Source organism: Mixta mediterraneensis (assembly GCF_030283135.1).
Lineage (GTDB): Bacteria > Pseudomonadota > Gammaproteobacteria > Enterobacterales > Enterobacteriaceae > Pantoea > Pantoea mediterraneensis.
Genome location: NZ_JASUAZ010000001.1, coordinates 16,569 through 41,647, shown reverse-complemented (window position 1 = coordinate 41,647; position 25,079 = coordinate 16,569). Strand labels below are relative to the sequence as shown.

General features: G+C 51.4%; 21 protein-coding genes and 1 tRNA gene. 3 read left to right on the top strand and 19 right to left on the bottom strand.

The genetic code is table 11. From position 1 onward, the window contains the following. Window positions 1-8: 8 nt before the first annotated feature. The 13 genes from cheY to otsB form a co-directional block, all read right to left on the bottom strand. Window positions 9-398 carry a chemotaxis response regulator CheY gene (gene cheY, locus QRY16_RS00175; protein ID WP_193405301.1) on the bottom strand — a complete coding sequence of 130 codons (390 nt, stop codon included), beginning with the start codon at window positions 396-398 and terminating at the stop codon, window positions 9-11. A gap of 39 nt (window positions 399-437) precedes the next feature. Next, window positions 438-1,487, bottom strand: coding sequence for a protein-glutamate methylesterase/protein-glutamine glutaminase (locus QRY16_RS00170; RefSeq protein WP_193405519.1), 1,050 nt, complete (start codon window positions 1,485-1,487; stop codon window positions 438-440). Continuing rightward, window positions 1,487-2,359 carry a protein-glutamate O-methyltransferase CheR gene (gene cheR / locus QRY16_RS00165; RefSeq protein WP_289775221.1) on the bottom strand — a complete coding sequence of 291 codons (873 nt, stop codon included), beginning with the start codon at window positions 2,357-2,359 and terminating at the stop codon, window positions 1,487-1,489. The genes QRY16_RS00170 and cheR overlap by 1 nt, the downstream gene beginning before the upstream one ends. Before the next feature lie 82 nt (window positions 2,360-2,441). After that, window positions 2,442-4,118 carry a methyl-accepting chemotaxis protein gene (locus QRY16_RS00160; protein ID WP_289775220.1) on the bottom strand — a complete coding sequence of 559 codons (1,677 nt, stop codon included), beginning with the start codon at window positions 4,116-4,118 and terminating at the stop codon, window positions 2,442-2,444. A gap of 261 nt (window positions 4,119-4,379) precedes the next feature. Beyond that, window positions 4,380-6,041, bottom strand: a complete 1,662-nt coding sequence (locus tag QRY16_RS00155; protein ID WP_289775219.1) for a methyl-accepting chemotaxis protein — start codon at window positions 6,039-6,041, stop codon at window positions 4,380-4,382. Window positions 6,042-6,201: 160 nt separating this feature from the next. Then, a complete protein-coding gene (gene cheW / locus QRY16_RS00150; RefSeq protein WP_289775218.1) occupies window positions 6,202-6,699 on the bottom strand; it encodes a chemotaxis protein CheW in 498 nt (165 codons plus the stop codon). A 23-nt stretch (window positions 6,700-6,722) separates the two neighbouring features. Further along, a complete protein-coding gene (gene cheA / locus QRY16_RS00145) occupies window positions 6,723-8,672 on the bottom strand; it encodes a chemotaxis protein CheA (protein ID WP_289775416.1) in 1,950 nt (649 codons plus the stop codon). Window positions 8,673-8,682: 10 nt separating this feature from the next. Next, entirely contained in the window at window positions 8,683-9,648 is a 966-nt protein-coding gene (gene motB, locus QRY16_RS00140; RefSeq protein ID WP_289775217.1) for a flagellar motor protein MotB, read from the bottom strand. Continuing rightward, the gene (motA, locus tag QRY16_RS00135; protein ID WP_193405307.1) at window positions 9,645-10,532 is read right to left on the bottom strand and encodes a flagellar motor stator protein MotA; all 888 of its coding nucleotides are present in this window, start codon (window positions 10,530-10,532) and stop codon (window positions 9,645-9,647) included. Before motA ends, motB begins: the two co-directional genes overlap by 4 nt. A gap of 130 nt (window positions 10,533-10,662) precedes the next feature. Then, a complete protein-coding gene (flhC, locus tag QRY16_RS00130; RefSeq protein WP_193405308.1) occupies window positions 10,663-11,241 on the bottom strand; it encodes a flagellar transcriptional regulator FlhC in 579 nt (192 codons plus the stop codon). Beyond that, window positions 11,241-11,591, bottom strand: a complete 351-nt coding sequence (gene flhD, locus QRY16_RS00125) for a flagellar transcriptional regulator FlhD (protein ID WP_193405521.1) — start codon at window positions 11,589-11,591, stop codon at window positions 11,241-11,243. The genes flhC and flhD overlap by 1 nt, the downstream gene beginning before the upstream one ends. 1,000 nt (window positions 11,592-12,591) lie before the next feature. Next, complete coding sequence (gene otsA, locus QRY16_RS00120; RefSeq protein ID WP_289775216.1) at window positions 12,592-14,028, bottom strand: alpha,alpha-trehalose-phosphate synthase; 1,437 nt, start codon at window positions 14,026-14,028, stop codon at window positions 12,592-12,594. Next, window positions 14,025-14,813 (bottom strand): trehalose-phosphatase, encoded by a 789-nt coding sequence (gene otsB / locus QRY16_RS00115; protein WP_193405309.1) that lies wholly within the window; start codon window positions 14,811-14,813, stop codon window positions 14,025-14,027. Before otsB ends, otsA begins: the two co-directional genes overlap by 4 nt. A gap of 486 nt (window positions 14,814-15,299) precedes the next feature. Here otsB and QRY16_RS00110 point away from each other — a divergent pair, with 486 nt between their 5' ends. Beyond that, window positions 15,300-15,866 carry a flavin reductase family protein gene (locus tag QRY16_RS00110; RefSeq protein WP_289775215.1) on the top strand — a complete coding sequence of 189 codons (567 nt, stop codon included), beginning with the start codon at window positions 15,300-15,302 and terminating at the stop codon, window positions 15,864-15,866. Between the two features lie 60 nt (window positions 15,867-15,926). Further along, window positions 15,927-16,460: a peptide-methionine (S)-S-oxide reductase MsrA gene (gene msrA / locus QRY16_RS00105; protein ID WP_289775214.1), complete on the top strand. Its 534-nt coding sequence runs from the start codon at window positions 15,927-15,929 to the stop codon at window positions 16,458-16,460. A 124-nt stretch (window positions 16,461-16,584) separates the two neighbouring features. On the opposite strand, the gene phoA is transcribed toward msrA, so the two are convergent. Next, the gene (gene phoA / locus QRY16_RS00100; protein ID WP_289775213.1) at window positions 16,585-17,991 is read right to left on the bottom strand and encodes an alkaline phosphatase; all 1,407 of its coding nucleotides are present in this window, start codon (window positions 17,989-17,991) and stop codon (window positions 16,585-16,587) included. A gap of 244 nt (window positions 17,992-18,235) precedes the next feature. Here phoA and QRY16_RS00095 point away from each other — a divergent pair. Continuing rightward, a tRNA-Ser gene (locus QRY16_RS00095) sits at window positions 18,236-18,323 on the top strand. A 339-nt stretch (window positions 18,324-18,662) separates the two neighbouring features. Here the strand turns inward: QRY16_RS00095 and phoH are convergent. The 5 genes from phoH to putP form a co-directional block, all read right to left on the bottom strand. Then, the gene (gene phoH, locus QRY16_RS00090) at window positions 18,663-19,451 is read right to left on the bottom strand and encodes a phosphate starvation-inducible protein PhoH (RefSeq protein ID WP_289775212.1); all 789 of its coding nucleotides are present in this window, start codon (window positions 19,449-19,451) and stop codon (window positions 18,663-18,665) included. Window positions 19,452-20,026: 575 nt separating this feature from the next. Then, window positions 20,027-21,301, bottom strand: a complete 1,275-nt coding sequence (gene efeB, locus QRY16_RS00085; protein WP_289775211.1) for an iron uptake transporter deferrochelatase/peroxidase subunit — start codon at window positions 21,299-21,301, stop codon at window positions 20,027-20,029. Window positions 21,302-21,303: 2 nt separating this feature from the next. Further along, on the bottom strand, window positions 21,304-22,425 hold the full coding sequence (gene efeO, locus QRY16_RS00080) for an iron uptake system protein EfeO (protein ID WP_289775210.1): 1,122 nt from the start codon (window positions 22,423-22,425) through the stop codon (window positions 21,304-21,306). Window positions 22,426-22,480: 55 nt separating this feature from the next. Then, the gene (gene efeU / locus QRY16_RS00075) at window positions 22,481-23,308 is read right to left on the bottom strand and encodes an iron uptake transporter permease EfeU (protein ID WP_289775209.1); all 828 of its coding nucleotides are present in this window, start codon (window positions 23,306-23,308) and stop codon (window positions 22,481-22,483) included. A gap of 197 nt (window positions 23,309-23,505) precedes the next feature. Then, the gene (gene putP / locus QRY16_RS00070) at window positions 23,506-24,990 is read right to left on the bottom strand and encodes a sodium/proline symporter PutP (protein WP_289775208.1); all 1,485 of its coding nucleotides are present in this window, start codon (window positions 24,988-24,990) and stop codon (window positions 23,506-23,508) included. Window positions 24,991-25,079: the final 89 nt, after the last annotated feature.

Genomic DNA, 25,079 nt, shown 5'->3' with positions numbered 1-25,079 from the left:
ACATCTCCTTACATGCCCAGTTTTTCGAAAATTTTGCCTAATTTCTCTTCCAGCGTGGCCGCAGTGAATGGTTTAACCACGTAGCCGCTGGCACCCGCCTGCGCAGCAGCAATAATATTTTCTTTTTTCGCTTCCGCAGTGACCATTAACACCGGCAGGCTGCCCATTGCCGCATCTGCCCGAATAGTTTGTAGCAGTTGCAGGCCGTCCATATTCGGCATGTTCCAGTCGGAGATGACAAAGTCAAAGCCACCCGCCTTGAGCTTAGCCAGCGCATCTACGCCATCCTCCGCTTCTTCTACGTTATTAAAACCCAGCTCTTTTAGCAGATTACGTACGATACGGCGCATCGTGTTGAAGTCGTCTACCACTAAAAAGCGCATGTTTTTATCAGCCATACTTACTCCTGTTTTATCTCGCCCGGCAGGACGGGCCTGTTAAATACGCAATGCCTGTCCGGCGCTAATTTTCGCCAGCATATGCTGGCTGATATTGCTTAATTCCACGACTTCGCTCACGCCGCCCGTGGCAATGGCCTCACGTGGCATGCCAAATACGACGCAGCTGGCTTCACTCTGGGCGATGGTCCAGGCGCCGGCACGGTGCATTTCCAGCATTCCCGCCGCGCCATCGTTACCCATACCGGTCAGGATCACGCCGACTGCGTTACGCCCGGCATTGATCGCCACGGATTTAAACAGCACGTCAACTGATGGTTTATGCCGGTTGACTGCTGGTCCTTCATTCAGTTTCACCACATAGTTAGCGCCGCTGCGGCCCAGCTCCATGTGCATCGCGCCAGGCGCAATATAGGCGTGGCCAGGCAGAATGCGTTCCCCCTCTTCCGCTTCCTTTACCGTGATCTGACACAGCTTGTTCAAACGTTCAGCGAACGAACGGGTAAAACCAGGCGGCATGTGCTGAGTAATCAGCAGCGCCGGGCTGGTGGCAGGCAGCGGTTGCAGTACATGGCGAATAGCTTCGGTGCCGCCGGTTGACGAACCAATGGCAATCAACTTTTCACTGCTCAGTAACGGTCCAGCCTTCAGCGTGGCGGGGATAGGCATCGCCGCACGCGAGTGCAGACGGGCGCGCGCCGCTGCACGAATTTTGTCGCCGATCATCTGGCTGTAGGCCAGCATCCCTTCCCGAATACCAAGCTGCGGTTTAGTAACAAAATCCACCGCACCCAGTTCCAGCGCCCGTAAGGTGATCTCGGAACCTTTGCCGGTCAGCGACGACACCATAACTACCGGCATTGGTCGTAAGCGCATCAGCTTTTCCAGAAAGTCGAGCCCATCCATCCGCGGCATTTCCACATCCAGCGTGAGCACCTGCGGATTAAATTGCTTAATCAAATCGCGGGCGACTAACGGATCGGGTGCGGTAGCAACTATCTCCATATCGGGATGACTGTTGATGATTTCCGTCATCAGTTGCCGCATCAAAGCGGAATCATCCACGCACATCACGCTGATTTTGCTCATCATCTTTCCTTCGTCAGTCCATAGACGGTTTGTCCACGCAGCCAGAACTCTTTACTGATCTGGCTGAAATTTTCAGAGTGTCCGGCAAATAAAATGCCGCCAGGTTTCAATAGCGGGACAAACCGACGCAGAATTTTTTCCTGCGTCTCTTTGTCAAAATAGATCATCACATTACGGCAAAAAATCGCGTCGAACGGGCCAGGCAATGACCAGTCATGCGCCAGCAAATTAAGCTGGGCGAAAGTCACCGTGTTAGCCAGTTCAGAACGGACCCGTACCATGCCAGCATGTGGACCGGTGCCGCGTAGGAAAAAGCGCTGTAGCTGAGCCGGCGTCAAAGTGCGCAACTCCTCCTGGCGATAAACGCCCGCTACCGCTTTTTCCAGAACCTGGGTATCAATGTCGCTGGCATAAACCTGAAATTTACCGGGGCCGTGGCCTAGCGTTTCGGCCAGCGTCATGGCTATGGAGTAAGGCTCCTCACCTGTAGACGCGGCGGTACTCCAGACGTTAAAACTGCCCTGCCGCTTACGTGCATGTTCAGCGAGAACAGGAAAATGGTGCGCCTCGCGGAAAAACGCCGTCAGGTTGGTGGTTAAGGCATTAATAAATGCCTGCCATTCAGCGCTGTTTGGGTCGTGCTCCAGCAACGCCAGATAACCACCAAAATTATCAATGTTTAGCGTGCGCAGGCGGCGTACTAAGCGGTTGTAAACCATCTCGCGCTTGTGATCGGCCAGCACAATCCCGGCACGCTGATAGATCAGCTGACTGATACGACGAAAATGCGTGTCTGAAAGCGGTAAACGTTGAACCATCTGCGACAGCAGCGTTGTCGCCTCATTTTGATCCAATAACGTCGATTTCTTCATTTCTGCACCTGGCACTGAACTACACATTAAAAATTTGCTGCGATGCCCAACCTCAGCGGTCAGGTGTCAGCCATCCAGGCAATTAAAAGGTTTCCCAGTTGTCGTCACTACGAGAAGCAGGTTGACCAGCAGCCGCCAGCGGCGCATCCAGCCGAAGAGTTTTTGCCGCCGTTGTCTTGTTAACGGCCTGAGCAACAAATTCTTTACCGATATTGAACACGGAAACGGCCTGTTTTAAATTGCTGGCCTGATCTTCCAGTGCCGCAGCGGCCGCTGCAGACTCTTCCACCAGCGAGGCATTCTGTTGCGTGACGCGATCCATTTCCGTCACCGCCAGGCCAACCTGATCGATTCCGCGGCTCTGCTCATCAGAAGCAGAGGCGATTTCACCCATAATATCGGTCACGCGCGTCACCGCACTGACGATGTCGTTCATGGTCTCGCCCGCGCTTTCCACCAGCACCGAACCGGTATTGACGCGGCTCACCGAGTCTTCAATCAGCCCTTTAATCTCTTTCGCTGCCTGAGCACTGCGCTGCGCCAGATTGCGCACTTCGCCCGCCACCACCGCAAAACCACGGCCCTGTTCACCCGCACGGGCCGCTTCAACGGCTGCGTTCAGGGCCAGGATATTGGTCTGGAAGGCAATGCCATCAATCACGCTGGTGATGTCAGCAATTTTTTTCGAGCTACCCGCAATCTCCTTCATGGTGGTGACCACTCCATCCACTACTTTGCCGCCCTGCTGAGCGGTTTCGGAGGCGTTGAGCGCCAGCTGCGATGCCTGACGGGCATTTTCCGCGTTCTGTTTCACCGTGGCGGTGAGCTGCTCCATGCTGGCAGCCGTTTGCTCCAGCGAGGCAGCCTGCTCTTCGGTACGAGAAGAGAGATCGTTGTTACCGGCAGCAATTTCACTGGCTCCGGTATAAATCGACTCCGAACTATCACGCACCGTTCGCACGGTGCTTACCAGCTCTTGCTGCATGTTTTGCAGCGAACGCAATAACTCGCCAATTTCATTGCGCACCGAGACTTCAATCGGCTGAGTCAGATCGCCGCGCGCAATATGCTGAATATGTTCAATGCTCTGTTTCAATGGACGAATCAATACGCGGCGCATCACGTTCCACACCAGCACGATCATTAGCAATGTGACGAATAAAGTGCCAACTACGATAGTGACTGAGCGCTGATAAGCATGGTTATTAACATCAACGCCACGTTTGGCCAGCGTCAGGTTGTAACTCATCCAGGCATCGTAATCCTGCTGGAATTTGTCCTGATAACGTTGAGTTGGCTGGTCAACAAAGGCCTTAAAATCCCCCTTACCGAGGAGGACAACCAGCTGCGCCAGCGCGTCATGATAGGTTTTATAGTTCGCTTGCAACGTCAGCACGTTTTTAGCGGTTTTGCCTTTTTCTGACAGATTGGCATTGAATATATCAAAGCCCTGCTCGGCGCGTTTCAGCTCTTCACTCGCCAGCGCCACCAACTCTTTTACGGTGGCCCCTGTGCCAGCCATTTGCGCGTCCAGCAGATAACGAATTCCGGCACGGTTCAGGCTGTTACGCGCCTGAACCAGCGATACCCATGAGGTGCCCATCGCCTGCTGTAAGGTACTCAGACGCTGGTTATAGGCAAAGTTTTCTCTGTCAGATTTGACCGTCTGGAAAAACATTCCTCCAGAAAAAAGCTGCAGTAAAGCAAACAACACCAGCACGCACAGCAGGCCGGAGACAACATGTACTCGATTAAACATAAACACCTCATTGGTTGGCGACTCACCTCTGTTTATCGGCGCGAGTAAAGGGAACTTTATGTCCGACAATACGGGTTGGACCAGCCGCCATTAAATAGCTTACAAAGCCGGCACTTGTGCTCTCCTTTCGATCACCTTCCTTAAGTCGGCGGGTTCATTGCTTGCAGAAGTCAACGCATTTTGCGGCATGAAGAGGGGCCGGGAGCAGGGCCTTTTAAAGATGTTGCCAGTCTTGCCTGACTGGCAATGTCGCTGGATGGCTTAAAACGTTTCCCAGTTCGTCTCGCTTACCGGCGCTGCCTTGCGCGGCACGCTGAGTATCGGGGCAGCAAGCGGGACAGGCCTAATGAGCGGCGGGACAACCTGCTCGCGGCGAACCTTAAACACGGCAACGGCCTGGCTCAGACGGCTGGCCTGTTCTTCGAGTGAGGCGGCCGCAGCGGCAGACTCTTCTACTAACGAGGCATTCTGTTGCGTCACGCGATCCATTTCGGTTACTGCCTGGCCAACCTGATCGATACCGCGACTTTGCTCATCCGACGCCGAGGAAATTTCGCCCATAATGTCGGTAACGCGCGTTACAGCGTCAACGATATTGCTCATGGTTTCACCGGCAACGCCCACCAGTTCTGAACCGGTATTGACGCGATTAACCGAATCTTCGATCAGACCTTTAATCTCTTTCGCTGCCTGTGCGCTACGCTGTGCCAGGTTACGGACTTCACCTGCAACAACTGCAAATCCGCGGCCTTGCTCGCCCGCACGTGCGGCTTCTACAGCAGCATTCAACGCCAGAATATTGGTCTGGAAAGCAATACCGTCGATCACGCCGGTAATATCGGCGATTTTCCGGGAACTGCCCGCGATTTCGCTCATGGTTTTCACCACGCCTTCGACGACGTTGCCGCCCTTTTGTGCCGTTTCTGATGCGCTCAGCGCCAGTTTCGATGCCTGACGGGCGTTTTCCGCGTTCTGCTTCACCGTGGCGGTGAGCTGTTCCATGCTGGCAGCCGTTTGTTCCAGTGAGGCCGCCTGCTCTTCAGTGCGGGCTGAAAGGTCATTGTTACCGGCTGAAATCTCACTCGCACCGGTAAAGATGGCATCTGAGCCGTCGCGAACATTACCTACAGTGCGCACCAGCGACTGCTGCATCTCATGCAGGCTAGCGGCCAGCTGGCTCATCTCGTTACGCCCTTCAACGATGATCGCCTGAGTCAGATCACCCTGAGCAATATGCCGGATATGGCCAATGTTGCTGTTCAGTGGATTAATCAGCACGCGACGCAGGCCAATCCAGCACAACGCGATAACCACGATAACCGACACCATGATTATGCCGAGGAGCCACATCATGCGATCGGAGGCGCGGGCATTCTCTTCCACACCCAGCGCGGTCAGGCGGTTTTGATCGGCCCGCCACTGGGTATACATTTTCAAAACGGCGCTTTGGCTGGGGGCGACCGGCACCTTGCCTGCACTTTCTAAATCTTCCGCCATTAGCGCTGTCTGCATCTGGCTGAGCGCACTGGCATAGGCGGCATAGCTCTCGTCCAGCTGTTTGTTCAGTTGAAGGTCTTGCCCTGGCGTATCCGGTATGGTTTTAAACGCTTTATAGAACCCGGCGGCGCGTTGCTGGAAATTTTTGCTGTCATTGAGCAAATCTTCCACATTGGCTTCTTTACCGGTCAGCTTACTGTTTGCCATACGTAACTGAACGCGCGTCAGCGCAACACGGCTCTGGTTAAGGCTCATATAGGCATCATTCAGCGCTTCGGTGTTTTTGCTCGCCAGCTGTGATACCGCAAAACTCTGTTTATCGTGACTCAAGGCCAGATAAAAGGACGAGCCGGAGAAGAGCTGCAACAGGCCAAACATCAATAACACCAGCAGTAAGCTGGTTACAACGCGGACTCTTGTTAACATAATTAACCCTGATAAAAGTGTGCAAAAAAAGACGAGGAGATTATCGGCAGACAGCGGAAAGAAATTAGGGCAGGAAATGTAATTATTATTTGATTTTAAAAGAATTGCTTCAGGTATGGGCTATCACGGAACGGCGTTTGCCGCTCCGTGATAAAAGGGATTACGCGGTACGCAACGTGTCCACCAGCGCCATCTCTTCGCTGCTCAGCAGCTTTTCAATATCGACCAGAATCAGCATACGATCGCCGAGCGCGCCAAGACCGGTCAGGTATTCAGTTGACATCGTCACTGCGAATTCTGGCGCAGGACGAATCTGCTCATGCGTCAGTGACAGCACATCAGACACACCGTCCACCACAATACCCACCACCCGGTTTTCCAGGTTCAACACAATGGCTACGGTGTTGTCATTGTATTCCACACCCGGCTGGGAGAATTTCACGCGCAGATCAATGATCGGCACAATCACGCCACGCAGGTTCGTCACACCGCGAATAAATTCGGGTGTATTCGCAATACGGGTTACCTGATCGTACCCACGAATTTCCTGCACTTTCAGAATATCAATGCCGTACTCTTCGTCGCCCAGCGTGAAAACCAAAAATTCCTGACCGACATTTTCGCCAGCGATTTTTGTTACGGTTGCCATTCCACTCATGTTATTTACCCTTTCGTTATCAATCAGGCGGCAGCGCCGGCCACACGCTTTTCACGGTTGAGTGATTGCAGCGCCGAAACATCCACAATCAGCGCGACGCTACCATCACCAAGGATAGTGGCGGCGGAGATCCCCGGTACTTTGCGATAGTTACTTTCCAGGTTTTTCACCACCACCTGATGTTGACCAATCAGCTGATCAACCAGCAACGCATAGCGTCTGCCCGCACTTTGCAGGATGACGACGATGCCTTGTGTGGCTTCAGTTTTCGCGCCCTGCACATCAAAAACGTTCCACAATTCCACTAATGGCAGATATTCGCCACGGACTTCCAGTACGCGCTCACCACCCGCTAAGGGTTTCAAGTCTTCGGCGCGCGGTTGCAGCGATTCCATCACCGCGTTAAGCGGCAGAATGAACACTTCGTCCGCGACGCGCACCGACATGCCGTCAAGGATAGCCAGCGTCAGCGGTAACAGAATACGAATGGTCGTCCCCTTGCCCTGCTTCGAGGCAATTTCAACGTGGCCGCCCATTTCCTGAATATTACGCTTCACCACGTCCATGCCAACGCCACGTCCGGAAACATCGGTGACCTGCTCGGCGGTAGAAAAACCCGGCGCGAAGATCAGCATACCGACCTCTTCGTCGCTCATATTTTCACTGGCCGGCAGGCCAGATGACAGCGCTTTAGCGAGGATTCGTTCACGATTCAAACCGGCACCGTCATCAGAAACTTCAATGCAAATGTTGCCGCCCTGATGCTCTGCTGAGAGCGTTAAATTACCGGTGGCGACTTTGCCTGCGGCGAGACGTTTTTCTGGTGATTCAATACCGTGGTCGAGGCTGTTACGTACTAAGTGGGTTAACGGATCGATGATGCGTTCGATCAGGCTTTTATCCAGCTCGGTCGAACTTCCCAGCAGCGTCAGCTCCACGTCTTTGCCCAGCTTGCTGGCCAGATCGCGCACCAGCCGCGGGAAGCGACTGAATACATATTCCATCGGCATCATACGAATCGACATGACCGACTCTTGCAGATCACGGGCATTACGTTCCAGCTGCCCCATGCTGTTTAACAGATCGCCATGAGCAACCGGGTCCAGCTCGCTGGAACGTTGCGCCAGCATTGACTGAGTGATCACTAATTCACCGACCAGGTTAATGAGCTGATCGACTTTCTCTACCGCGACGCGAATACTGCTGGATTCACTGACTTTTGCTGGCGCGGCAGCACGTTTGATTTCGCGTTTAGCCACAACCGGCAATTCGCTCACGCTGGCGGTTTGGACTTCAGCAAGGATCGGCGCCGCAACGTCTGGCACGGCGGCGACCGGCTCTTCAGGGAAGCGAATTTGTGCTTCATCAATAACAAAACACAACACCGCAACAATATCGTCTTTGCTGACGCCCTCAATGGTGGCTTCCAGAGACGTGCTGCCCTTCTGTACCTGACTTACCGTGCCGAGATTGCTCATCTCTTCCAGCATCAGATCAACTTCTTTCTCTTTCAGCGAGACCAGCTGAACGCGTAAACCGCCAGTGCTTTCTGCGGCAACGGGCGTGGCAACTTCAGCCGGCAAACCTTTTGCCTCTAACGCCAGCTGACGCAGCGCTTCACAAATATATTGAAAGCTTTCCGCGTTTGGCTCTTGCGCGGTTTTATAGGCATCGAGCTGTTCCTGCATAATATCTTTGGTTTCCAAAAACAGGTTGATGATGTCGGTGCTGAGCTGCATCTCGCTGCGACGAGCACCATCCAGAATGTTCTCCAGGATATGAGTGGTTTCCTGCAATACCGTAAAGCCAAAAGTACCGGCTCCGCCTTTAATCGAATGGGCGGCGCGGAAGATGGCGTTAAGCTGTTCGGAGTCTGGTGCCTGGGGATCGAGTCCCAACAGATGTTGCTCCATATCCGCTAACAGCTCATCGGCTTCATCAAAAAGCGTCTGGTAAAAATCGCTGATGTCCATGCTCACGGGATCACCTCGGTTGTGAGGGGGCTGCTGTATTCACCGCGCTACCGTCTGGTGTTGGCGGTGCGGTAATCTGTTCAATGGCCGCCGGATCGCTAATCTGGACGGCATCACTTTCTGCATTCTCTTTTTCTATTGCCGCTTCGGTGTCGTGGTTTAACACCAGCAGGCTGATGCGGCGGTTAACGGCATCATCACCGCCGCGATTTTCCAGTTTCATGGTGTCGGCCATACCCAGCACCCGCAGAATTTTGCCGCTGTCGAGCCCTCCCAACACTAATTCGCGTCGTGAGGCATTGGCGCGATCGGCTGAAAGCTCCCAGTTGCTGTAACCCCGGTCGCCGCTTGCATATTGAAAATCATCAGTATGTCCAGCCAGGCTGATGCGGTTAGGAATGTCATTCAGGACCGGCGCGATGGCGCGCAGAATATCGCGCATATAAGGTTCAACCTCGGCGCTACCGGTTTTAAACATTGGACGGTTCTGGCTGTCGATGATTTGAATGCGCAGCCCTTCTTCCACCATGTTGATAATTAAATGCGGACGCAATGTTTTCAGGCGTGGATCGGCCTCAATCAGCTGGTCGAGCTTTTCGCGCAGGCGGTTCAGGCGAATGTCATCCAGCTTGCTTTTCTCCGCATCCAGCTTGCGTTTCTCTGCATCCATATTGGGTTCTTTTTTTACTTCTCCCGTTTTCTGGGTGGGATCGTCACCGCCACCAGGAATCGGGCTTACGCTGTCGCTACTACGTGGGCCACCGCTTAGCGCTACTTTAAGTGGCGTTTTGAAATAATCTGCTATCTGAACCAGTTCTCTCGGGCTGGCGATGGAAAGCAACCACATCACCATGAAAAAGGCCATCATCGCCGTCATAAAATCGGCATAGGCTATTTTCCACGAGCCATGGCTTCCTTCATGCTTTTTAACCCTGCGCCGTTTTACCAGCACAATCGGGCGATTGCCGTGCTTCATGAGCTCTGATCCGAAGTCTGTTTAGCCGGGTTCTTCGCGTTACGTACATGCTCTTCCAGTTCGCTGAAAGAGGGACGTTCAGCCGAATATAACGTTTTACGACCAAATTCCACTGCAATCTGTGGGGCATAACCGTTCAGGCTGGAGAGCAAAGTCACTTTGACGCATTGCATCATCTTGGTGGATTCCGCACATTTCTGACGCAGCACCGCCGCCAGGGGTGAAATGAAACCGTAGGCCAGTAAAATGCCGAGAAAAGTCCCGACCATCGCGTGAGCCACTAACGCACCCAGCTCCGCCGCCGGACGATCCGCTGATGCCAATGCGTGTACCACGCCCATGACCGCCGCCACGATACCGAATGCCGGTAAACCGTCACCCATCGCCGTCAGACTTTGCGCTGGGACGTCACACTCGTGTTCGTAGGTTTCTATTTCTTCATCCATTAACGCTTCAATTTCAAAAGCGTTCATATTGCCGCTAACCATTAAACGCAAATAATCAGTAATAAAATCGACTAACTGTTTATCGGCTAAAATTCGCGGATAATTAGTGAAGATTTCACTCTGGCTGGGATCTTCAATATCACGTTCCAGCGATAACATGCCTTGTTGACGCGATTTCGCCATCAGGCGATAAAGCAGCGCCATTAAATCCATATATACGGCTTTGTTATATTTAGAACCACGCATTAACAGCGGCAGTGCTTTTAACGTTTTCTTGATCGCCTTGCCATTGTTACCGACCAAAAAAGCGCCTATCCCGGCACCGCCGATCATTAATAATTCGGCAGGTTGATAAAGCGCCCCTAAATGGCCCCCTATCAGCGCATAGCCGCCCAACACAGACGCTAACACCACGATATAACCTAAAATTATCAGCACAAAAATTCCTTACGTCCGTAACGTGTTGGTGGAAGTTAAGCCAGAGAGCCGCCCTGTTAGTGGCAAATTAGAAGCAAAAAAAAGCAGCGGTATTAACCGCTGCTGGATGGCTTCCACAGTGCGAACAAACTTAAACGGCGTGTTTAACCGGTTCATCCAGCAGTTGTGGAAACATATCGGCAGTATCTGCAGAAAGTTTACGTCTTTTTACGGCGCGTGACGGCGGCTGGCAAAGGCTGCAGACAAAACTGCCAACCGGCTGATGTGCATGATTAATAAAGCTACCGTTGCAACATTTACACTCAGTTAATTCCAGCATGCCACTTTCAACGAAGCGCACCAGCGTCCAGGCGCGAGTCAGCGCTAACAGCGGACCATCGTCTGATTGCGGGCACTGTTCGAGATACAGGCGGTACGCTTTGATAACGGCATCAACGCCAGTGCTTAAACCGGTGTTAAGCAGGAATTGCCAGGCGTTACAGAACATCGACGCGTGGATATTCTGCTCCCAGGTCATAAACCAGTCAGTAGAAAAAGGCAGCATCCCTTTTGGCGGCGGGCTGCCACGCAATTCTTTATATAATTTAATCAGGCGACCACGACTTAACTGGGTTTCGCTTTCTAACATCTGTAGGCGAGCGCCAAGCGTAATCAGCTCCATAGCAAGCTGAATATCACGCGCTTCCTGAACAATACTTTTCTCAGACATTACATCGCCCTCTTCTTAGCAGGCGCGCCCTCTTTTGACGCGCTACGTAATAAACGGCTGGATAATAAAATGCCGGTGTGAATTTGCTGTAAATCATCCACACGAGATTCCTGCGTCAGGCGATTAATATGCGTACTGTCGGTGAAACGAAACTGACAAACCAATTGGTTAGTTTCCGCTAATTTTACCATTTCCGGTAACGTTAATTCAGACAATGCATCTGCCATCTTTTCATCAATACCGAGGCGAAACATTGCAGACGCTTTTTCCTGGTTGATTAATCGCTGAGCGAGCAGTAAATATGACAAATTAAGATCGTAAATATGTTTTAGTAATTCAGATGTACCCATTTTTCCATCCTGAGAGACGCGACGTAACACTGCCGCAGATTTAAATCTGCGTATCGAGCTGCTGGTTGGTAAATCTAAAGATGGCAAAATAAAAATCATATAAAGCACGGAGTCAGTGAAACTTGCCTCATGCCCTCAACGGGACACTGAACCAGTCTAAAGTCAAAACCCCAGGCCATTTTATTCTTGAGTTGTCACTTTCTTCCGTGACGTCTTATTGCACTTTTTAGGACTAATCCGAAAACAAGGCAAATCTATATCGTCTGATTTCGACATACAACGACAGCACGATGAAATTTTAGATAAAGTGTGATCCATATCACATTTTTAAGGCAAATTTCTTCAGCGCTCCTTTGCTATTACCCGCCAGATGGTTATTTTTTAGACAAATTAAGCCTCTTTCCGACTTAATTAGTCCTTGCAATGGCCTTATTAAGGCCGCGACAGCTTATTTTGCCGCATGCGCGGCTAATCTGATCTTTTATTGGCATTAACGCGATAAATGCACTATTTAGCGCCATTAAAACTTAATTATTAAGAATAAAACTCCGAAACATACAAATATTATTCGCAGCTAAATTAATCGCTTAGGGATAATATTGCGACTAGTGAGCAATAAAAGCGTAAGGATAAGACGCAGAATTGCAGCGCTTACTGACAACGAATCGTTAACGGTTAGCGGTGATCGTTTAGCAAGCGACAGTAGTTGTAACAGAGAGTAACATAAGAGAATTTAATATATTACGGGAGGTTCATTTTGCTGCCCGATTACTATCGGCGCTGGTAGTAAAAACTTTAGTGAGTAGTGGTAAAAAAGTCTGGAAATCGCCACGCATGTCGGTTTTATGGTCATTTTTAAGAAAAGCAGGTCTTTTCTCGCGCTGCGTTACTTAATCATTAGTGAGGACTGGAAAGGGATATACCTGCAGAGTGAGGCGGTATTCAAAGCAGCGAAATAGCGAGAGGTGACTGTATGCCGTCCGTGGCATATGAAGCTTAATCAGGCGAGTCGGGGAAAAGTGGCGACTTTATTGACGGTTCCATGATCTTCATTGCGCGGAGCCAGGCTTTCCAAATCTTTAAGGACGTTTTCACGCCAGGCGGTAATATCATTTTTACGCAACACCGCCATCATGTCGTTATAGCGTGAAATCCTTTCGGTACGCGGCATGGTAATGGCTTTATCCAGTGCTGCCGCAACTTCGTCTCGATCGTAAGGATTAACGATCAGCGCTGAGGTCAGCTCATTCGCCGCGCCAGCAAACCGCGACAGTACCAGTACACCCGGATCGTCGGGGTCCTGCGCGGCTACGTACTCTTTTGCCACCAGATTCATCCCGTCGCGCAGCGGCGTCACTAAGCCAACATCGGTCAACCGGAAGATTTTCATCAACAGGCGGCGATCAAAATGCTGATTGAGGTAATACAGCGGCGTCCAGCCCAGCGTACCGTACTTACCATTTATGCGTCCGGCTTCGGTTTCCAGCTGATGACGAATATCCTGATAAGCTTGTACATCACCACGCGATGTCGGCGCAATCTGCGAATAACGGATTTTACCGCGATGCTCAGGAAAGTTTTCCAGCAACGCTTCATATGCCAGAAAACGTTCTGGTAAACCTTTGGAATAGTCGAGGCGCTCGCAGGCAATAATATTGCGCGCATCGCACAGTTCACGTTTCATTGCCGCCATTTTAGGCGGTAGCGGACCTTCTGCCATTTCTTTAATGCTGTCCGGTTCAATACCAATTGGGTAAACCTTAGTCATAAAGGTATTACCAAAAGCGCGATGTAATTTATCGCCTTTATTTTGCAACTGCGTGAACTGGCTTATGCTGTCGAGGAATGCTACGCGGTCGGATTCGGTCTGGAAGCCCAGCAAATCATATTCAGCCAGCATGCCCAGCAATTCCTGGTGGGGTGGCAATGCATTAAATACTTCTGGCGTAGGGAACGGAATATGCAGGAAAAATCCAATACGGTTTTTAATGCCCGCTTTTCGCAACGCCGCTGCAAAGGGCAACAGATGATAATCATGTATCCACAGAATATCATCAGGCTTAATTAGCGGTTTTAAGCGCTGGGCGACCTCTTCATTTACCCGGCAATATCCTTCCCAGGCTTCACGCTGGAACTGCACTAAATCGAGACGATAGTGAAAGGCTGGCCAGATAACGGTATTAGAAAACTGACAATAATAGAGGTCGTAATCATTTTGGCTCAACGGAAAAGAAGCATAAGTAATGCCGTCATGCTCTACTTTCTCCGTATCGTCTACTTCTTCGCCTGAAAATTCGCTAATTTCGCCGTTCCAGCCAAACCACAGGCCACCGGTGCTTTTCAACGCATCAAGAATACCGACGGCAAGACCGCCCGCACTGGTTTTTGTCCCATCGGGAATAGCAATACGGTTAGAAACAACCACTAAACGACTCATAACCTAAACTCCTTACCGACGTTGTCTTGCTTTAATTGTAATAGTGTTCGTTCCAGCCAGGCATAAACGGCTTCGACATCCTCCAGGCGATAACGCGCCTGGCTTTCGCCTTCACCCACCTTAACGGAGATGCCCTGCATGGCATTTACCGAGATAAAGCCTTTTTCGTCCGTCAGGTCATCTCCAATAAACACCGGGATGCGTCCGGTAAAAGGTTTTGTTTGCATAAGGTCGCGAATGGCCGCGCCTTTATCAATACCTTGCGGTTTAATCTCAACCACGCATTTGCCTGGCTGTAAGGCCAGACCAGGAAAGCGTTTAACTGACTGTTCCGCCAGACGCATAATATCCTGTTCATGCTGCATTGCCTGACGATAGTGCAGCGCAAAAGCCATGCCTTTAATTTCAAGCTGGGTGCCTGGCCATTGATTCATGGCATGCTGCAATTCGCTACGTAATTCCTGTTCGATCACTGCAGGCAATGTAATGCGATGGATCTCGCCTTGTGCATCGCGGCGTTCGGCGCCGTGTACGCCCGCAGCTGGCGCTTTGAGGGGGGCCGATAATGCGTCAAGCTGCTCAATGGGTCGTCCAGACACCAGCGCTAACGCGCCGTGGCAAAGCGACGAAAGTTGCTGCAGTTGCTCAATAACGTTATCAGGAATGAACACTGCGTCAGGACGAGACTGGATCACCGCCAGCGTGCCATCAACATCAAAAAAGAAGGCATACAGACCACCGCTCAATGACGGAAACGTGGCATGAAGATTTGCCGCCTGGGTCACGTGTCTTCTCCTGTTATTCGACAAAATGTTATCCACGCTAACTGCGTGCTGATACAAAAAGTAGAAGATGTCTCTGTAAGAGGGAGAGCAGCAACTGAGGCGGCGCAAGGCCAATTCGGGGACAAGGAGGTCGATCCAAACACCACACCGTTTTGATAAGTCACGCTCCTAAAACGTTCACGTTTTGCTGACAACACCGTCTTATTAAGAACATCATCAGGTTAAGTGTAGACGTAAAAGCAGTTCCTGCCAGAAATATGCAGGTGTCGTGCCAGCGGTTACGTTTAATTTAAACGCTTCTCACATGACTGCCGCTTCACTCAAATCGCCCAGTACAGAAAGTTATGCCGTTCCCCCGCCTCATTCCAGGTCTGTGTAGAGCGCTAATCCTCATGCCACACTAATCACAACTTATCCAGGCCGCTCCGCTGCTTTTTTTCTGGCTTCTACACTTAATGGTTAAGTTCTAATCAAAGGAGAGCGACCATGAGTCAACGCATGCACAAATATACCTTCCCTGTTAGCAAAGCACGTAAATACCTGGAACCCGGCCCTGTGCTGCTGCTGAGTTCGCAGTTTGAGGATCAGAACGATATTATGACGCTCGGCTGGCATACCGTTCTGGAATTTTCCCCCTCGCTGGTGGGGTGTATGATTGCCAGCAATACCTTCAGTCACGAGCTGATCCGCAATAGCGGGCAATGCGTGTTAAATTTGCCTACCGCCGATCTCATCGATAAGGTTGTTGCCATTGGTAATAGTCATGGCGACAAGCTGGATAAATTTACTTCATTTGGACTGACGGCTGAGCCAGCACACAGCGTCGGTGCGCCACTGATTGCCGAATGTTATGCCAGCTTTGAGTGTCAGCTGTACGACGATTCAATGGTCGATAATTACAACCTGTTTATCTTTGAAATCGTAAAAGCGCATGTGGCAGAACAGCCCGAATTTCCGACTACGCTGCACTATACCGGCGAAGGCCGCTTTACCGTCATGGGCGACAAACTGCTGGATAAGAGCAAAGACTTTAAGCCTGAGATGCTGATTTAGTTGAAAACGCCCGAACGTGTCCCCGCCTTTTTCCTTTCGACCTGACAGGAGTAAAGCATTATGGCAATCGAATATGCAGTAATCGCAGGGGGCTGTTTCTGGTGCACCGAGGCGGTATTTAAGGATGTGACAGGCGTGGAGTCGGTTGAAAGCGGTTATACCGGCGGCGCACGCCCGAATCCGACTTATGAGCAAGTGTGCAGCGGAGCAACTGGTCATGCGGAAGCGATTCGTATTGGTTTCGATCCCGAGCAGGTGAGCTACGGAGACTTGCTGGATATAAGTTTTGTCACCCACGATCCCACGCAGCTCAACCGTCAGGGTAATGATGTGGGCACGCAATATCGCTCAGCAATTTTTCCGGCAAACGCTGAGCAGGAAGCTGAGGCTCGTGCAGCCATTGAACGTGCGCAGGCCGACCATTCCGTGCCTGTGGTGACCACCATTGAGCCGCTAAAAGCGTGGTATCCGGCGGAAGATTATCACCAGGATTACTGGGACGGCGCGGGTCAGCGCAATGGATATTGTCTGGCCGTTATCCCACCAAAATTGCAAAAGCTACGTAAAAGCTTTGCCAATAAAGTTAAAAGCTAAGTCTACACGCGCTTTCCCTGACTGAACCTCGCGACTGAATGGTATGTTCAGGTTTCGAGGTTCAGCTCAGCCTGCAGAAAGAGAGTGAAATGCGTGTCAGCACGCTCTGGTTTATTCCTTCCCTTTACTTCAGCGCCATCGCATCACGTAGCGTAAAGAACAGATCGGTTTGATCGGTTAATCCCACGACATTTGCCGCATGCGGCCCATAAGCTGCAACACGTAGCTGTGACCCGGTGTGCGCCTGAAAATCTCCTTCCGCGTTGCCATAGCTGATTGTCATTACCGCGCCATCCCGGGTGTTCAATGCCTGTGTTAAGCCTGGCGCCTTCGTACCGTTTTCGACAATCTGGCTGCTGTGCGCATGGTCAGCAGTGACTACCACCAGCGTATTGCCATCCTGGCGTGCAAATGCCAGAGCCTGTTGAACCGCTTCATCCAGATCGACCGTTTCACCAATTTGACCGCACGGGTTCGCCGCATGATCCTGCTTATCAATCGATGCGCCCTCTACCTGTAAGAAAAATCCATTTTTATTGTCCTTCAGAAGATCGATCGCCTTTGAGGTCATCTGCGCCAGCGTTGGCGTAGCAAGCGGACGATTTTTATTCACTTCGCAGGTTACAACCGGCTTGTCCAGATTGCCGTGGTAACTGGCTTTCGGTCCTTGCCAGCGCACCGGCATATTACCCGACGCAAACAGCCCCAGCAGCGGTTTTTGCTGATTAGCGACGCTAATCGCGTTAAGACTCTGCCAGTTATTAACCCATTGATAACCCAGCGCCTGCGCCTGTTCCTTCAGCGTTTTTCCTTGATAATTTCCGGCTTTTGCCACTTCGTCAAAACTTTTGCTGCCACCGCCCAGCGTAACGTCAGGACGGGTTTTCAGCATCTGCTCGGTGATCGAGCCTTTGCCATCCTGCTCTAACGCGTTGGCTGGACAAAGTTCGCTGGTTTTTTCCGGACCATAGCATTTACGCGCCGTCACATGTGCCACCAGTGCGGCTGGCGTAGCGTCCTGCAGTTCTGCTGTCGTCACGTTACCCGTAGCCTTCCCGGCCGCTTTTGCCAGCTCCAGCAGGGACTGTTGATCTTCACCCTTCACATCTACGCTAATCGCGCCGTTATAGCTTTTGGTGCCGGTTGCCCATGCTGTCGCGGAAGCAGCCGAGTCAGTGACATAATTAGGTTTGTGCGTTTTTTTATCTAATGAATAGTGGGTGTATTGCCCGGTCAGCGGCAGCGCATCAATCCCTTTAAAAAAACCGCCTGCGCCTTCTGCTACGTTACGCGCAGCGGTGATTTCAGCATCACCCATGCCATCACCAATTAGCAAAATGACGTTTTTTGCCGTGGTATTACGTAATGAAGCCTTTAATGCTTCTGTCTGATCGGCCGCCAGGCGACGCGCACCGCCATGCTGGCTGAGGTCACCGTGAGCGGCACGGTTATAGTCGTCTGCCCTGGCGATGGCCGACGTGGCGATTAAACTGACGAGCAAGGAAACGGTAAAAAGCGGCGCCTGTTTCATTCTGTCACTCCTTATTAACAATAATTACCAAGGGTTTCAGGCAATAAGTTTGCGACAGTTCGGTGAGCGTTTTAAGTCAGCTTGATTTCATTTTGATGACGAAACCAGCAACCTGTGCAGCACGAAAGCGATTCGTTCAGTGCTTAAACGAATAGAAAAAAAGAGAAAAATAGTGCTTGACCGTTTTCAGCCGGGTCCCTATAGTAGCGCCCCGTTGACCCAGCAAGGTCAGCAAAAAATTTGTGGTGAGGTGTCCGAGTGGCTGAAGGAGCACGCCTGGAAAGTGTGTATACGGCAACGTATCGAGGGTTCGAATCCCTCCCTCACCGCCATAAATTTCAGAGAAATGCCTGAATTCACGTTCAGGCATTTTTTATGCCTGTTCTCCTGAGAGGGAGGGTGAGAATCCTCGTCAGGGTTCGACAAAACGGCAGGACCGCCGTTTTGCATGGCCGGGGGCCACCCCCAGGGCGAGCGCCAGGGACGGCGCGAGTATATCCCTCCCTCACCGCCATAAATTTCAGAGAAATGCCTGAATTCACGTTCAGGCATTTTTTATGCCTGTTCTCCTGAGAGGGAGGGTGAGAACCCTCGTCAGGGTTCGACAAAACGGCAGGACCGCCGTAAAAAACCCGGCCAAAGCCGGGTTTTAGAGTCATCAATGTAAAAGATTAACTGTAAGCATGCAGTGTACGCTGGCAGAGCGCTGAACGTACACAATCCTCTTTGCCGAAACGGACAATGCCAACCATCTCGTCCTCTTCGAAACGCGCCAGCGCGTCTGCGAGACCGGAAGGCACCCCAGCGGGCAAGTCGCACTGGGTAATATCACCGTTAACGATTACCGTGACGTTTTCGCCAAGGCGTGTCAGGAACATTTTCATCTGCGCGGCGGTAACGTTTTGCGCCTCATCCAGAATAACTACCGCATTTTCAAAGGTGCGTCCGCGCATATAAGCGAAGGGCGCAATCTCCACCTTGGCGATTTCTGGACGCAGACAATATTGCATAAAAGATGCGCCAAGACGTTTAACCAGAATGTCGTAAACCGGTCGGAAGTACGGAGCGAATTTCTCGGCGATGTCGCCGGGAAGAAATCCCAGATCCTCATCCGCCTGTAGCACCGGGCGCGTAACAATAATCCTGTCGATGTCCTTATTAATCAGGGATTCAGCCGCTTTCGCAGCGCTGATCCAGGTTTTACCGCAGCCGGCTTCCCCGGTTGCAAAGATCAGCTGTTTCATTTCTATGGCGTTGAGATAGTGCGCCTGAGCTTCATTTCGAGCTTCAATCGGCGCCCGGTCACGCACATCGCGCGCCATGCCAATCGAATCTAACCCACCCATTTGCACCAGCGAAGTGACCGATTCTTCTTCACGCTGACGATGACTGCGAGAGTCATTGCGAAGCACTCGTCTTGCTTCTCGACGCGCTTTGATCACTGCTTTCTGTCTTCCCATAGTGGCACCTTACAGTTGGTTTCATTTCCCGCAGGGTTGTTGATCCATTGCGATTACGTGAACGCTTTAGAGGTTTTGTTTGGCTTCCTTGTAAGCCGTGATGAGCCATGAGAATGGAGATACAGCAGCACGACAGCTCTGCTGTATACCGGGTAATAAAGAGTTCGATTTGGCGTGAAATACGTTTGAAGGGATGGAGTTCAAGGGGAAAAATCCCCTCGCAACGGCTTGCGATAAGGTGACTAAATTTAACTGTCCGTATAAGGTTCGACTCATGCGCGAACTCCAGTGTGATACATCAACACGTCTGATTACGCTTAAGGATTAAATTGCATCATCTTCGTGTGGGTTTGCAACTCTAATTTTACCTGACGCCAAAGAATTTGCGTAATCCGGCATTAAAGTTACATCCGCTTATTCTCAAATAGCCAGTTATTTCAATCAGTTAATTTATTAGAATTGACTGAAAAAGATTCAGAGGAGCCGCAACAAGCTATTTGGCTACTGTCTGACAACGGTAAAAAAAAGCGCAACCTTCGTTTGATAGTACCACCGAAGGTTTGGATGAAATTTAATCAGGCTTCGAGTAACGATTGCGCTAAATAATGTTTTTCATCGGCAACGCCGGGCAAAACATAAAAATATCCACCGCCAATAGGGCGAATATATTCTTCCAGCGCTTCGCCATTCAGACGTTTCTGCACCGTAACAAAACCTTTTTCTAAATCATGCTGATAGCAAACGAATAGCAAGCCCATTTCTAACTGGCCGGAAGCAGAAATGCCCGCTGAATAGCTGTAACCGCGACGCAGCATCAAACTGCTGGCCGTTTCGGCAGTGCGTGGGTTCGCCAGACGAATATGTGCATCCAGCGCGATAATTTCGCCGTCCGGATCGCGCCTGTAATCCGGCACATCGCGTTCGTGTTTCATGCCCAGCGGCGCCCCGCTCAACTTCTCACGTCCAAAAATCATTTGCTGCTCACCCAGCGGCGTGCGATCCCACATTTCAACGTGAAAACGGATAATGCGCACCGCCTGATAGCTGCCATTATGCGCCCATGCCGGTTCATCCTGATCGCCGGTGACCCACAGCACCTGCTTCATTAATGCCTCATTATGGGTATCAGGGTTGGCGGTGCCATCTTTGAAACCGAGCAGATTAATCGGTGTTTCCTGGCCGAGGCTGCGCGCGGCATGTTCGGAAATAAAACCTTCACGCCGCCAGCGTACGCCTAATAAATCGGGCATATGCTTGATAATATCGCGCAACGCATGGATCACCGTGCCTTGTGTATTGGCGCAAATCTGTAACAGCAGGTCGCCGTGACAAAAACTGGCATCAAGCGAATCATTAGGAAAACGTTGCATCGGTTGCAGCTTTTTCGGCTTGCGGGGCGCTAAACCGTAACGCTCATCAAACAGCGAGGCGCCAACCGACACGGTAATGGTGAGATTATCGGGGGCAATTTCTGCGCCGAGAATGCCTGAATCCATCGGTGGGAGCTGTGGATTGGTTACCCGTGGCGCGGATCCGCCCCTGGTCAGAAAGGCAATGCGCTGAGTCAGCAGTCTGAACAGGCGCTCAACATCGGCTTTATCGCTGGCTAACAGGTCAAACGCCACCAGCAACATTGACGCCTGCTGCGAAGTGATAATGCCCGCCTGATGTGTGCCGTAAAAAGGCTGCCTCTGCTGACGCGCATCGGGTGTAACCGTGCCGGGTGAAAAGTTGTCAGCCGCAGCCTGAAATGGACAGCCGCCACTCAGGGCAGCCGCGCCACCCAGTAGTCCTAACCCTTTAAGTAAACGACGACGCGCGGGTTGCGCGTCATCCTGCTGCTGGCTCATGTTTAATTAAGACCTAACGTTCCGCGTAATAAAGAGAGATCTTCTGCCAACGCGGTAACAGGACCTTTCAGCGCATTACGGTCAGCTGTGGTTAATTTTTCATAGGATTCAAAACCGTCTTTGGTGCGGTATTTGCTAAGAATCGTATCAACTTTTTTGAAGTTAGCCTCCACTTTGGTCAGTAGCTGTGGATTGGCTTGTTGCACCCTGGGGCGCAGTAGCTCAACAATTTTCTGCGCACCATCAACATTGGCCTGGAAATCCCACAAATCGGTACGGCTGTAACGATCTTCTTCACCAGAAATTTTACCTGAAGCCACTTCTTCAATCAGCCCTGCCGCACCGCCAACCACTTTTGCCGGTGGGAAAGCCAGTTCGCTGATGCGGGTTTGCAACTCCAGAACGTCTTTATTAAGTTGATCTGCATAGCCTTCCATACCTTTGGTGCTGTTGTCAGCAAACAGCGCTTTTTCGAGGCGGTGGAAGCCAGTGAATTTAGGATCGTCCGCTTTCTTTTCATAGTCATCTTCACGGGCATCAATACTACCATCAAGGTCAGAGAACAACTCTGCAATCGGTTCGATGCGTTCATAATGTTGACGCGTCGGCGCAAACAGCGCTCTGGCTTTGTCGATGTCGCCTGCTTTCACCGCAGCGGTAAAGGCCTGCGTACCACTGACCAGTTGTGCGACTTCATGAGTGACGTACGCTTTGTATTCGCCAATGGGGCCGACTAACTGCATCAGCTCACCCTTACCGTTCTTCGCGTCCGCCGCTCCGCTCGCTTCAACAATTAACTTGCCTTTAGGATTGCTCAACAGGCCGCAGGTCATATCATATTCACCCGCTTCCAGGTTAGCGGTGAGTTTCTGGCTGAAGCCCGGCGCAATATTCTCGCGTTCTTCTACTACCATCACGCCTTTAAGGATTTCCCACTCCAGCGCTTTCTGACTGTTGTTCTTAATCAGGAACTGAGTTTTACCGGTTTTTACCGTCAGCGACATGGGCTCACACTGTTTGTCATTCACGCTCACGGTGACCTGGGGTATCGCAGCCGCCGCAGCGGAACCGGAGATGGCCAGCAGCGATGCCAGCAGCGCCTTACGGCGAAAACGCATTATCATGATTCTGTCCCTTTAATGGTCATGGTGAGCGCGACGTGCGCGCCCTGTAAATGGCTTAGCGCACGGCGGCTGAAGATGTCGGACGCGTGGGCGTGAAAAACAGCAATAAAAACGGTATCAGATAAAGGAAATAGACCGCGACTTCGCTTACGCCTGGCGCTTCCTGATAACCCAACATGCCTTCCAGTAGGGTGCCGAACAGGGAGTGCGTCGATAAGACATTGCTCAAATCAAAGGCCACGTTCTGAAAGTAATTCCATATGCCGGCCTCATGGAAAGCACGAATGGCACCCGCCGCCAGGCCAGCAGCGACAAACAAAATAAACACGCTGGTCCAGCGAAAGAAATACGCCAGGTTGAGGCGAATGCCGCTCCAGTACAACAACATGCCAGACACCACCGCGGTTACGAGACCAGGAACCGCGCCAGCCGGGGGTGCGTAACCGACGTCCTGCGTAAAAGCGGCCAGCAGAAAGAACACCGATTCAAGACCTTCGCGTGCCACGGCAAGAAACACCATCATGACCAGCGCAAAGCCGCCTCCGCCAGATTTTGTCAGCGCCTGATCGACCGCCTGCTCCAGCTCGCCTTTGATATTGCGCGCCACTTTGCGCATCCAAAAAACCATGGTCGTCAGGATCACAACGGCAACCAGCGCGACGATGCCTTCAAATAGCTCTTGCTGCTTCTGCGGGAATTCACCGGTGGTTTCATTAATGAAAATACCCAGCGCCAGACACAGCGCGCCGGCAATCACCACGCCTGCCCACATGGCCGGAAACCATTGCGTACGCTGCGTGCGTTTCAGGTAGCTGGCGATCAGGCTAACAATCAAAGCCGCTTCTAAACATTCGCGCAGCATGATGAGAAAAGGAACAAACATCAGCAACCTCTTGAATGTTAACCAGCCTCAATAACAGGTAAATTTTCGTAAATCTAAACGATACCGATTATCATTATCGCCGAACAAAAAACAAGTTGCCGGAAGAGATTATTTCATCTTTGTGGTGAGAGGCCTGGTAACAGGGCACAAAAAAGCCCGCCTTGCGATAAGGCGGGCTGAATAAATTCTGTTCAGGCTTATTTCGTCAGAAATTCCGCTTCAGCAGCCTCAAAGCGCTGGATGGCTTCGCCTGAAGGCGCACGGCCCATCAGGCTGAATACCACGATTGCGATGCTGGCAAACAGGAAGCCAGGGATGATTTCATACAGATCCAGCCAACCATACTGTTTCCATACCAGCACGGTGACAGCGCCAGTGACCATACCCGCCAGCGCACCATTGCGGTTCATCCGTTTCCAGCACACACCAAACAGCACGACCGGACCAAAGGCCGCCCCGAACCCTGCCCAGGCGTAGCTTACCAGGCCAAGCACGCGGTTGTCCGGGTTCGCCGCCAGTGCGATAGCGATCAATGCAATCAGCAGCACCATCAAGCGTCCCACCCATACCAACTCTTTCTGACTGGCATTTTTGCGTAGGAAACCTTTATAAAGATCTTCGGTCAGGGCGCTGGAGCATACCAACAGCTGGCAGCTCAGTGTTGACATCACCGCCGCTAAAATCGCTGACAGCAAAATACCGGCAATCCAGGGGTTAAACAGAATACGCGCCAGTTCAATGAAAATACGTTCGCCATTCTCTCTTACACCTCCCGCTTGCGCAGGATTGTTCTGGAAATAAGCGATGCCGAAGAAACCAACCGCAACCGCGCCCCCCAGGCACAGGATCATCCATGCCATACCGATGCGACGCGCGGTACGGATTGAGCGATGTGAATCTGCTGCCATGAAGCGCGCCAGAATATGTGGCTGCCCAAAATAGCCTAAACCCCAACCCAGCAGTGAAATAACGGCAACAAAATTCAGCCCTTTCAGCATATCGAGATTCTCTGTGCTTCTGGCCTGAATCACCGCCAGTGAGTCAGAGAAGCCACCAACAGAGATAATCACGATTAACGGCGTCAGAATCAGAGCAAAGAACATCAGGCTGGCCTGCACGGTGTCGGTCCAGCTCACCGCAAGGAAACCGCCCACCAGCGTATAGAGGATCGTCGCGGCCGCACCGGCCCACAGTGCGGTTTCATAATTCATACCAAAGGTACTTTCAAACAGTCGCGCGCCGGCAACAATGCCCGATGCGCAATAAATCGTGAAGAACACCAGGATAACAATCGCAGAGATGACGCGCAGAATTTTGCTGTGATCTTCAAAACGACTGGAGAAAAAGTCCGGTAGGGTCAGCGCATTGTTGTGGTGTTCCGTTTGCACGCGCAGGCGACCTGCAACAATCTTCCAGTTTAGCCACGCCCCAATGGTCAGGCCAATAGCGATCCAGCTTTCAGAGATACCCGAAATGAAAATAGCGCCCGGTAAGCCCATTAACAGCCAGCCGCTCATGTCCGAGGCACCGGCTGACAACGCCGTGACTACGCTGCCAAGGCTACGACCACCAAGGATATAATCATCAAAATTTTTGGTTGAACGGTAAGCAATAAAGCCTATCAGCACCATGCCAAGAATATAAATTACAAAGGTCACCAACAGGGGTGTACTTAGACTCATCTGTCTCTCCAGTTATTTTAATTTCCCCAGAGAAGCCGTTTTAACTGTTGTTGCCGGAACGGGGCAGCAAAGCAGCGTCTTCTCGTCAG

What these genes read in the sequence shown, in the direction of transcription:
- cheR (WP_289775221.1), bottom strand. Translation starts at nt 2,359, where the DNA reads ATGAAGAAATCGACGTTATTGGATCAAAATGAGGCGACAACGCTGCTG.
- flhD (WP_193405521.1), bottom strand. Translation starts at nt 11,591, where the DNA reads ATGGGTACATCTGAATTACTAAAACATATTTACGATCTTAATTTGTCA.
- efeB (WP_289775211.1), bottom strand. Translation starts at nt 21,301, where the DNA reads ATGAGCCAGCAGCAGGATGACGCGCAACCCGCGCGTCGTCGTTTACTT.
- QRY16_RS00110 (WP_289775215.1), top strand. Translation starts at nt 15,300, where the DNA reads ATGAGTCAACGCATGCACAAATATACCTTCCCTGTTAGCAAAGCACGT.
- cheW (WP_289775218.1), bottom strand. Translation starts at nt 6,699, where the DNA reads ATGAGTGGAATGGCAACCGTAACAAAAATCGCTGGCGAAAATGTCGGT.
- efeO (WP_289775210.1), bottom strand. Translation starts at nt 22,425, where the DNA reads ATGATAATGCGTTTTCGCCGTAAGGCGCTGCTGGCATCGCTGCTGGCC.
- QRY16_RS00170 (WP_193405519.1), bottom strand. Translation starts at nt 1,487, where the DNA reads ATGAGCAAAATCAGCGTGATGTGCGTGGATGATTCCGCTTTGATGCGG.
- otsA (WP_289775216.1), bottom strand. Translation starts at nt 14,028, where the DNA reads ATGAGTCGTTTAGTGGTTGTTTCTAACCGTATTGCTATTCCCGATGGG.
- putP (WP_289775208.1), bottom strand. Translation starts at nt 24,990, where the DNA reads ATGAGTCTAAGTACACCCCTGTTGGTGACCTTTGTAATTTATATTCTT.
- efeU (WP_289775209.1), bottom strand. Translation starts at nt 23,308, where the DNA reads ATGTTTGTTCCTTTTCTCATCATGCTGCGCGAATGTTTAGAAGCGGCT.
- cheA (WP_289775416.1), bottom strand. Translation starts at nt 8,672, where the DNA reads ATGGACATCAGCGATTTTTACCAGACGCTTTTTGATGAAGCCGATGAG.
- motB (WP_289775217.1), bottom strand. Translation starts at nt 9,648, where the DNA reads ATGAAGCACGGCAATCGCCCGATTGTGCTGGTAAAACGGCGCAGGGTT.
- msrA (WP_289775214.1), top strand. Translation starts at nt 15,927, where the DNA reads ATGGCAATCGAATATGCAGTAATCGCAGGGGGCTGTTTCTGGTGCACC.
- phoA (WP_289775213.1), bottom strand. Translation starts at nt 17,991, where the DNA reads ATGAAACAGGCGCCGCTTTTTACCGTTTCCTTGCTCGTCAGTTTAATC.
- QRY16_RS00155 (WP_289775219.1), bottom strand. Translation starts at nt 6,041, where the DNA reads ATGTTAACAAGAGTCCGCGTTGTAACCAGCTTACTGCTGGTGTTATTG.
- cheY (WP_193405301.1), bottom strand. Translation starts at nt 398, where the DNA reads ATGGCTGATAAAAACATGCGCTTTTTAGTGGTAGACGACTTCAACACG.
- QRY16_RS00160 (WP_289775220.1), bottom strand. Translation starts at nt 4,118, where the DNA reads ATGTTTAATCGAGTACATGTTGTCTCCGGCCTGCTGTGCGTGCTGGTG.
- flhC (WP_193405308.1), bottom strand. Translation starts at nt 11,241, where the DNA reads ATGTCTGAGAAAAGTATTGTTCAGGAAGCGCGTGATATTCAGCTTGCT.
- phoH (WP_289775212.1), bottom strand. Translation starts at nt 19,451, where the DNA reads ATGGGAAGACAGAAAGCAGTGATCAAAGCGCGTCGAGAAGCAAGACGA.